At 66.1% G+C, this 6708-nt stretch carries 10 protein-coding genes; 7 read left to right on the top strand and 3 right to left on the bottom strand.

Annotation, left to right across the window (positions count from 1 at the left end; all coding sequences use genetic code 11):
* Positions 1-15: 15 nt before the first annotated feature.
* Positions 16-678, bottom strand: coding sequence for a DUF5701 family protein (locus WBQ44_RS11625; protein ID WP_495566844.1), 663 nt, complete (start codon positions 676-678; stop codon positions 16-18).
* An 88-nt stretch (positions 679-766) separates the two neighbouring features.
* Here WBQ44_RS11625 and WBQ44_RS11620 point away from each other — a divergent pair, with 88 nt between their 5' ends.
* The 4 genes from WBQ44_RS11620 (at position 767) to WBQ44_RS11605 (ending at position 3553) form a co-directional block, all read left to right on the top strand.
* Positions 767-1066, top strand: coding sequence for a hypothetical protein (locus WBQ44_RS11620; RefSeq protein ID WP_495566843.1), 300 nt, complete (start codon positions 767-769; stop codon positions 1064-1066).
* Between the two features lie 46 nt (positions 1067-1112).
* A complete protein-coding gene (locus WBQ44_RS11615; RefSeq protein WP_495566842.1) occupies positions 1113-2471 on the top strand; it encodes an MFS transporter in 1359 nt (452 codons plus the stop codon).
* A gap of 73 nt (positions 2472-2544) precedes the next feature.
* The gene (locus tag WBQ44_RS11610; RefSeq protein ID WP_495566841.1) at positions 2545-2745 is read left to right on the top strand and encodes a hypothetical protein; all 201 of its coding nucleotides are present in this window, start codon (positions 2545-2547) and stop codon (positions 2743-2745) included.
* A 238-nt stretch (positions 2746-2983) separates the two neighbouring features.
* Positions 2984-3553 carry a YdcF family protein gene (locus WBQ44_RS11605; RefSeq protein WP_495566840.1) on the top strand — a complete coding sequence of 190 codons (570 nt, stop codon included), beginning with the start codon at positions 2984-2986 and terminating at the stop codon, positions 3551-3553.
* Here the strand turns inward: WBQ44_RS11605 and WBQ44_RS11600 are convergent.
* Both WBQ44_RS11600 and WBQ44_RS11595 read right to left on the bottom strand, forming a co-directional pair.
* A complete protein-coding gene (locus WBQ44_RS11600) occupies positions 3538-3900 on the bottom strand; it encodes a CrcB family protein (protein ID WP_495566839.1) in 363 nt (120 codons plus the stop codon). The two genes, WBQ44_RS11605 and WBQ44_RS11600, sit on opposite strands and share 16 nt — an antisense overlap.
* On the bottom strand, positions 3897-4274 hold the full coding sequence (locus WBQ44_RS11595; protein WP_495566838.1) for a CrcB family protein: 378 nt from the start codon (positions 4272-4274) through the stop codon (positions 3897-3899). The genes WBQ44_RS11600 and WBQ44_RS11595 overlap by 4 nt, the downstream gene beginning before the upstream one ends.
* Before the next feature lie 93 nt (positions 4275-4367).
* Between WBQ44_RS11595 and WBQ44_RS11590 the strand changes: the two genes are divergently transcribed.
* The 3 genes from WBQ44_RS11590 (at position 4368) to WBQ44_RS11580 (ending at position 6622) form a co-directional block, all read left to right on the top strand.
* Entirely contained in the window at positions 4368-4748 is a 381-nt protein-coding gene (locus WBQ44_RS11590; protein WP_495566837.1) for an STAS domain-containing protein, read from the top strand.
* A gap of 21 nt (positions 4749-4769) precedes the next feature.
* On the top strand, positions 4770-5246 hold the full coding sequence (locus WBQ44_RS11585) for an ATP-binding protein (RefSeq protein WP_495566836.1): 477 nt from the start codon (positions 4770-4772) through the stop codon (positions 5244-5246).
* A gap of 104 nt (positions 5247-5350) precedes the next feature.
* Positions 5351-6622 (top strand): hypothetical protein, encoded by a 1272-nt coding sequence (locus tag WBQ44_RS11580; protein WP_495566835.1) that lies wholly within the window; start codon positions 5351-5353, stop codon positions 6620-6622.
* Positions 6623-6708: the final 86 nt, after the last annotated feature.

The following is a 6708-nucleotide window of genomic DNA, read 5'->3' as shown; positions in this document are numbered from 1 at the left end:
GAACCGGACGCATGGTTACGTGAGGTACTGCCCTTCCTGCGGCTGGTGCACGGATCCGACGATCGGCCGGCGGCCCGCAGCTGAGGCGAAGCCCAGCCAGGTGTGCCGGTTGCCCACCCAGCACCACCCCACCTTCGGGGCGTCGCGGTTGTCCTTCCCGTCGCGGCCGGTGCCGTTGCTGATCCACACCGCGGGTGTGCGGGCGTCGAGCGTGCCGTTCGGCTTGCGCAACCGCGACGCGATCGTCATGAAGCAGTGTCCGCGCTCGAGCACATCGGGGACCTGCAACAGCCAGTGCAGGCCCTCGGTCAGCGTCAGCGGAGTGCGTCCCGCGGCCTCGATGGCGACGAGCGCCTCCTCGGGACTCCAGTTCTCCATCTCGTCACCCCGCGTCAACGCGTGCACCGAGTACATCGGCGCGTCGGGCAGCGGTGCCGTCTCGATCGGGGTGAACAGATCGACGTCGACCATGTCGGCAACCACGAACCCCGGCTTACCCCGGTGCACCAGCAGGGGAGCGAGCTCGGACGGCTTCGCGTCGCGGAGAATCAACAGCGCGTCCGGTTCGCGGTCGGCCGAGACCTCTCGGACCTGCTCTTCGGTGAGGCCGGCGAGCGTGTGTACGCCGAGTTCGATCAGTCGTTCGGCCTGCTTGTCAACTGCGGGTAGTGCGAACATGGAAGCCTCCTCGGGTTCGCCGTACAGTGTACGCCCGCGCGATGGAGGTCGGATTGAGTATGCAGCTGTTCGAACGTATGGTCGAACAATGAGGGTGAACGGGTCGAGCAGCGGAGGAGACCCACCGCGCCCGTTCAAGGTGCTCACACCGGCCGTCAAAGTGCTGATCGACCTGTCGGTCCTCTACCCGCACCCACCGCACCACAGCGGTCGCTACACCGCCGAAGGCTTCGACGTCCGAACAGTCGTCCCCGGGGATCTCACCGAATGGTCCATGACCGTCGACGGAGACTGGATCGGCAGAGTCACCTACCAACTGACGTCGAAAGACCGGTGCGAAACCGTCACACACTGGGTGCCCAGCCGAGTGCTCAAACCGCTCCTCTGACCCGCTTCGACGACCCGGCGTCGGTGATCGGTGAGAGGATGCACCGGTGAAAACCGGTGAGCAGATCGTGCAGGAACTTCCCTGGAAATGGGGCGTGCAGGGACGCATCTTCGTCATCGGTGGGCTCGGGTTCATGTTCGACGCCTGGGACGTCGCCCTCAACGGATTTCTGACGCCTCTGCTCGGCTCCTACTGGGACCTGTCGCAAACCGAACGCGGCCTCGTCGCGACGGGAAACCTGATCGGCATGGCCGTCGGCGCCGTCGTGTGGGGAACCATCGCCGACCGCGTCGGCCGCAAACGTGCCTTCGCGCTGACGCTGCTGATTTTCGCGCTTTTCTCGGTCTTCGGAGCGTTCTCGCCCAACTTCGAGACGTTCGTGCTGCTGCGCTTCCTCGCCGGGTTCGGCCTCGGCGGCTGCATCCCCGTCGACTACGCCCTCGTCAGCGAATTCTCGCCACGGAGAATACGAGGAAAAGTGTTGTCCGCCATGGACGGTTGGTGGCCGATCGGCGCCACCATCTGCGGCGTCGTCGCCACCCTCCTCGTGCCGATCGACGGCGACGTCCGCTGGCGCATCATGCTGCTGTTCATGATCCTGCCCGCGTTGCTGCTGTTCTGGGTACGACGAGGTATCCCCGAATCGCCGATCTACCTGGCCACCGCGGGCCGCGACGCTGAAGCGCGCATCGTCATCGACGACATGGTCGCCCGCACCGGCGCGCTGCCCCAGGAGTACTCCATCGTCGCCGTCGTTCCCCTGAAAACGTCACCGCTCGCGCAGATCAAGTCGCTGTGGAGTTACAGCCCCAAGATCACCTCGACGGCATGGCTGCTGTTCGTCGCCGTCCTTCTCCTCTACTACGCAGCGCTCAGCTGGATGCCGTCAATCCTTCGCCGCGAGGGTTACGACGACTACGCCGCATTCGCCGGGACGACGCTGATGACCGCCGTCGGCATCGTCGGCGTCGCAGTATCGGCGTACCTCGTCGAGGTCGTCGGCCGCAAATGGGTCATCGGCATCTCCGGGCCCGCAGCAGGCGCCGCGCTCGTACTGTTCGCCGTCATGCTCGACGTCGGATCGGGAGCATTGATCTGGCTAGCCGTGTTCGGATTCGTCATCCAGATCACAATCCCGGTGCTGTACTGCTACGTCTCCGAGCTGTACCCCACGTCGCTGCGGGCATCCGGTTTCGGCTACGCATCGTCCGTCAGCCGCATCGCCACCGGATTCGCGCCACTGCTGTTCGGATCCGTGATGTGGCCGATCCTCGGACTCCCGCTGACCTTCGCCATCGTCACCGGCTTCGTCGTCTTCGCAGTGCTCTGGATGGCCTTCGCCGCCCCCGAAACCAAAGGCCGCGCACTCGACACCCTCACCGAAGAACCCGTCGACGCTCGCTGAGTTTGACCCGCACAATACGGGGGTATCCGTTCGGTCTGCGGTAGCCGAGACTCGGCTACGGGAGGGGATCACAATGCGCATCGTCACACTCATCGTCGTCGTCTGGCTCGTCATCGGAGCATTCGCCGTCTTCCAACGTGGCTACTTCGAAAGCGCACCCGAAAACTGCGCAAGCGTCGGAACCATCGCTCTAACCGTCGTCGCCGGACCGCTCAACTACGCCGGCGTCAACCCCGAAGTGAAGGACTGCGAACTGCCGCAGCCGAGCCAGTAGCTGCTCCCGCCTCTTTCCGGCCTCTTTCCGGCATCGATGGCCCATTGCAACGCCTCACGCGTTGGAATGGGCCATCGATGCGTGAAGGGGGTACGAGCGCGCGCCGATGCGACGGCACATCGATGCCGATAGACGGCTGGAATGTGCCATCGATGCGGAAAGGGGGGCCGGCGGGCAAGGGAGGGTGACGTTGATCGCCGGGCGGGCGGGGGAGGGAACGACTGCCTACGCTTGACCGGTGATCCGCCGCAACCTTCTCCTGCTGCTGGCTGTGGTGCTGCCGGTGCTGGTGGTGTCGACGGTGGGCGTCGGGGGCTACTTGACGTTCACGCGTGCACACATGGATGCGGTCGAACCCGTCGACGCCATCATCGTTCTCGGCGGCGAGCACGACGGCCGCGAGGCGTACGGGGTGTCCCTCGCCGAGCAGGGCGTCGCGGACACGGTGGTGTTGTCCAACCCGTACGGCGACCAAGACCCCGTGATGAAGAAGTACTGCGACACCCGAACCGACGACTACACCGTGCTGTGCGAGAAGCCCGAGCCAGGCACGACGCGAGGCGAGGCGATCTTCACCGAACGGCTCGCGGCGGAACGCGGGTGGGATCACGTCATGGTCGTGAGCTGGCGCTACCACCTCCCGCGGGCGAGGTACATCTTCGACCAGTGCTTCGGCGGCGAGGCGACGATGCGGGCGGTGCCGCGGACGTACAACTTCTCGCTCGTCTACTGGGAGTACACCTACCTCTACCAGTTGGCCGGGTTCGCCAAAGCTGCGATCCAGGGTGACTGTCAAAACTTGCGATAGAGCGTCAACCCGGAGCTGTAGAGCAAGAACCCGAACATCGCGCAGGCGACGGCACCGATCACCGACGCCGCCAGGAACAGCAGGCCGCTGCGGTACCGGCCGGCGCGCACCTGCGTCACCGTCAGCAACGCCACCGAGGTCATCGGGGAGAGCGCGCCGAGGAAGCCGAAGCACACGAGCCCGACGAACCACTGCGGCGGCGACGCAGCAGTGACGAAACCCAGCACCGCGCTCGCCCCGACGGTGAGCAGCAGTATCCGTTTCGGGTCGGTGACAGCTCGGGTGAGCCGGTAGTGCAGCAGCGCAGCCGCCGCCCCGCCCACCGCGACCAGGAACATCAGCGTCATCGCACGCGTTCCGTCGGACGAGTCGTCAGAGCGCCGACGGCCAACGCAGCGACCGCGACCACCGGCGTCACCACGATGTAGGCCACCGAATTCCACGCGCCGGCGTGGGTGACTCCCTGCAGCGCGTAGAAGCCGAACGTCGTGAAACCGCACGCCAGCCCCATCACCCCCGCGCGGAGCAGCGGCGCCGGCCGACCCGACAGATAACCCAGCGCCGCACCCAGCAGCAGGCAGCCGACGACATTGATGCCGAACGTGTTGATCAGCAGCCAGCGAGGAGTGTCCCGCCACTGCCAGATCTCGAAGCGAGTCACCGCGCCGATGGCCCCGCCGAGCGCAACCGTCGCGCTCTCGGACAGTCGGGGAGGCGTCACGGCGTCGACACTATCGGGCCGCGGCTGGGGTGGCAGGTCGGCCGACACGGATCACGAAACGCCTGCCCCAGCCAGTCGGGTATGTTTACCCCCGTGACGCCAGACGAGTCAGGGCTCGGCCCTCAGCACTTCGATGTGACAGTGGATTGGCGCGACGACGTGGTCGTCGTCACGGTGTCCGGTGAGCTCGATCTGGTCACCGCACCGCAGCTGTCAGAGTCGGTGGAATTGGTGCTGAAAAAGAATCCCTCCGGCATCGTGATCGACCTTTCGCGGGTCAGTTTTCTCGCCTCGGCCGGGATGTCGCTGTTGGCGTCGACGCATCAGAGCGTGGGTAGTTCGGCCGGATTCGCCGTGGTCGCGGACGGTCCGTCCACCGGACGACCGCTCACCCTGGTGGGTCTCGACAAGGTGTTCGGGATCTTCGCCACCGTCGACGAAGCACTCGCTGCACTGGCGACGGGTAATTCCTGAACGATTGGGTATGACGATTTCATGATGGCAATTGCATTCGGTGGAGACGATGCCTTGGCTGCCGTTACACGACCGCGGGCCGGACAATTCCACGAGGACGTCATGCACCTGAGATTCGTCGACGAGTCCGCAGTGGCGGAGCGAGCATCTGCTCTCAGAGTTTCACTCGGTGAATGGCTGACAGGCCTCGATGTCGATCCGGAACGCGTCTACGATGTCGTGCTGGCAACGTACGAGGCTCTGGCAAACGCAGTCGAGCACGCGTACTCACCCGACCACGGGCCCGGCACATTGGACATGCACGCGCACTGCCTGCCGTCGACGGGTCGGATCGAAGTCACGGTGTCGGACCACGGGCAGTGGGCCGTCCATGCGCCCGACGCGACGCGTGGCCGAGGAGTTCCCCTGATGCACGCGCTCGCGGATTCGACGTCCGTCACCTCCGATCCCGACGGCACGACCGTCCGCATGCTGTGGGACACGTCCGAGACAGCCTGAGCCGAAACGGCCTGATCGCGTAGTCCAGTTTCGTCAACCATCTGACAGCGCCGATATGGCGGCGCACAATTTCTCCATCAGCGGCGACGCAGGTGGAGGTGTACGTGAACACTCTGGGACCCGGGGCCGTCGTGGCCGGGGGCTACCGCTTGCGGGAGCAACACCGTTCCGTGGGTTGGGCACAATGGTGGTCGGCGACGGACCTGATCACCGACCACGACGTTTCACTGAGCATCGTTCGAATCGACATGGTTCACGCCAAGGGAATGTCGGTCGCCCAGTTCTGTGAATCCGCCGGGGCGGCATGCCGGATTCTCGACGTCGTGGAGTGGTCCGGATACGTCCTCGTCGTCACGGAGTCGGTCCCGGGCACCACCCTCGTCGATGCCGCGCCGACAGCTCCCGCCGCCGCGGCGCGGGCGGTTCGACACCTGGCGACGATCACCCGAGACGCGCACCGCCGGGGGCAGACAGTCGCACTGGACCATCCGACCAGGGTGCGTATCACCGACGACGGTGTGCCCGTCCTCGCGTTCCCCGCAATCGGATTCGGTACGTCGCAGGCACGCGATATCGCCGGCCTCGGCGCCGTTCTGTACACATTGCTCGTCGGCGACTGGCCCCGCGGCGTCAGGCCTGCACCCGGCGGCCCCCTTGGAACCGTCGCCGACCGCGCGGGATCGGGCGCGATCACGACCGTCGATCAGTTGATCACCGAGTTGGACGACGCGCTCACGACGCCGGAGACCGTCAACCGGCTGATCGGCACCCCGCGGGCAGCGACCGCGACGGTGACCGCGGCCGCGGCACTCGTTCTCGGGTTCGGCGCCGCAGGATGGTTCGTCACCACCGAGGCGTTCGGCGGAGATTCGGCCGAGGTCGAGAAGGTTGTCGCAGTCCCCGACCTACCCACCGCGAGTGCCCCGCTCGTGCCCGTCGGTACCCCGGTCGTACCCACGCGCGCATCGGTGTGGTCGGCAGTCCGCGCGCCCGACAACGCAGAACGCGCCGCCCTCGTCGTCGACGCCGACCCCAGCACCACCTGGTCGACCGACCTCTACCGAGACCCCTTCGGCCGCACCGACAACGGAATCGGCATCGTCGTATCGTTCACCGAACCCACCGACATCGGCACGGTACGAGTCGAGGCGCCGCGGGCGGGCACAACCGTCGAGATCAGAACACCACCGGATGCCGCCGGAACCCTCGCGTCGACGCGGGTGCTGGGATCAGCGGTGCTGGGCCTCGGCGCCACCGATATTCCCGTCGACGCCCCGGCGGGCCTCACCGACGTGCTGATCTGGGTGGCCGAGCTCGGGCCGTCCGGAACGCAGTTCGGCGCCGACCTCGCCGAAGTCGGGTTCGTCCGCCGGTAGCTCGACATCCCCGACGCAGCGGTCTTCCACTGTTCACATGAGTGACCCGGTCAAACCTTTGACGCTCCCCAATCTGCGCGTGCTGT

The sequence above is a fragment of the Rhodococcus sp. (in: high G+C Gram-positive bacteria) genome, from assembly GCF_049591685.1.
GTDB lineage: Bacteria > Actinomycetota > Actinomycetes > Mycobacteriales > Mycobacteriaceae > Rhodococcoides.
The sequence above is the reverse complement of the archived record's forward strand: the minus strand, read 5'-3'. Positions and strand labels throughout refer to the sequence as shown.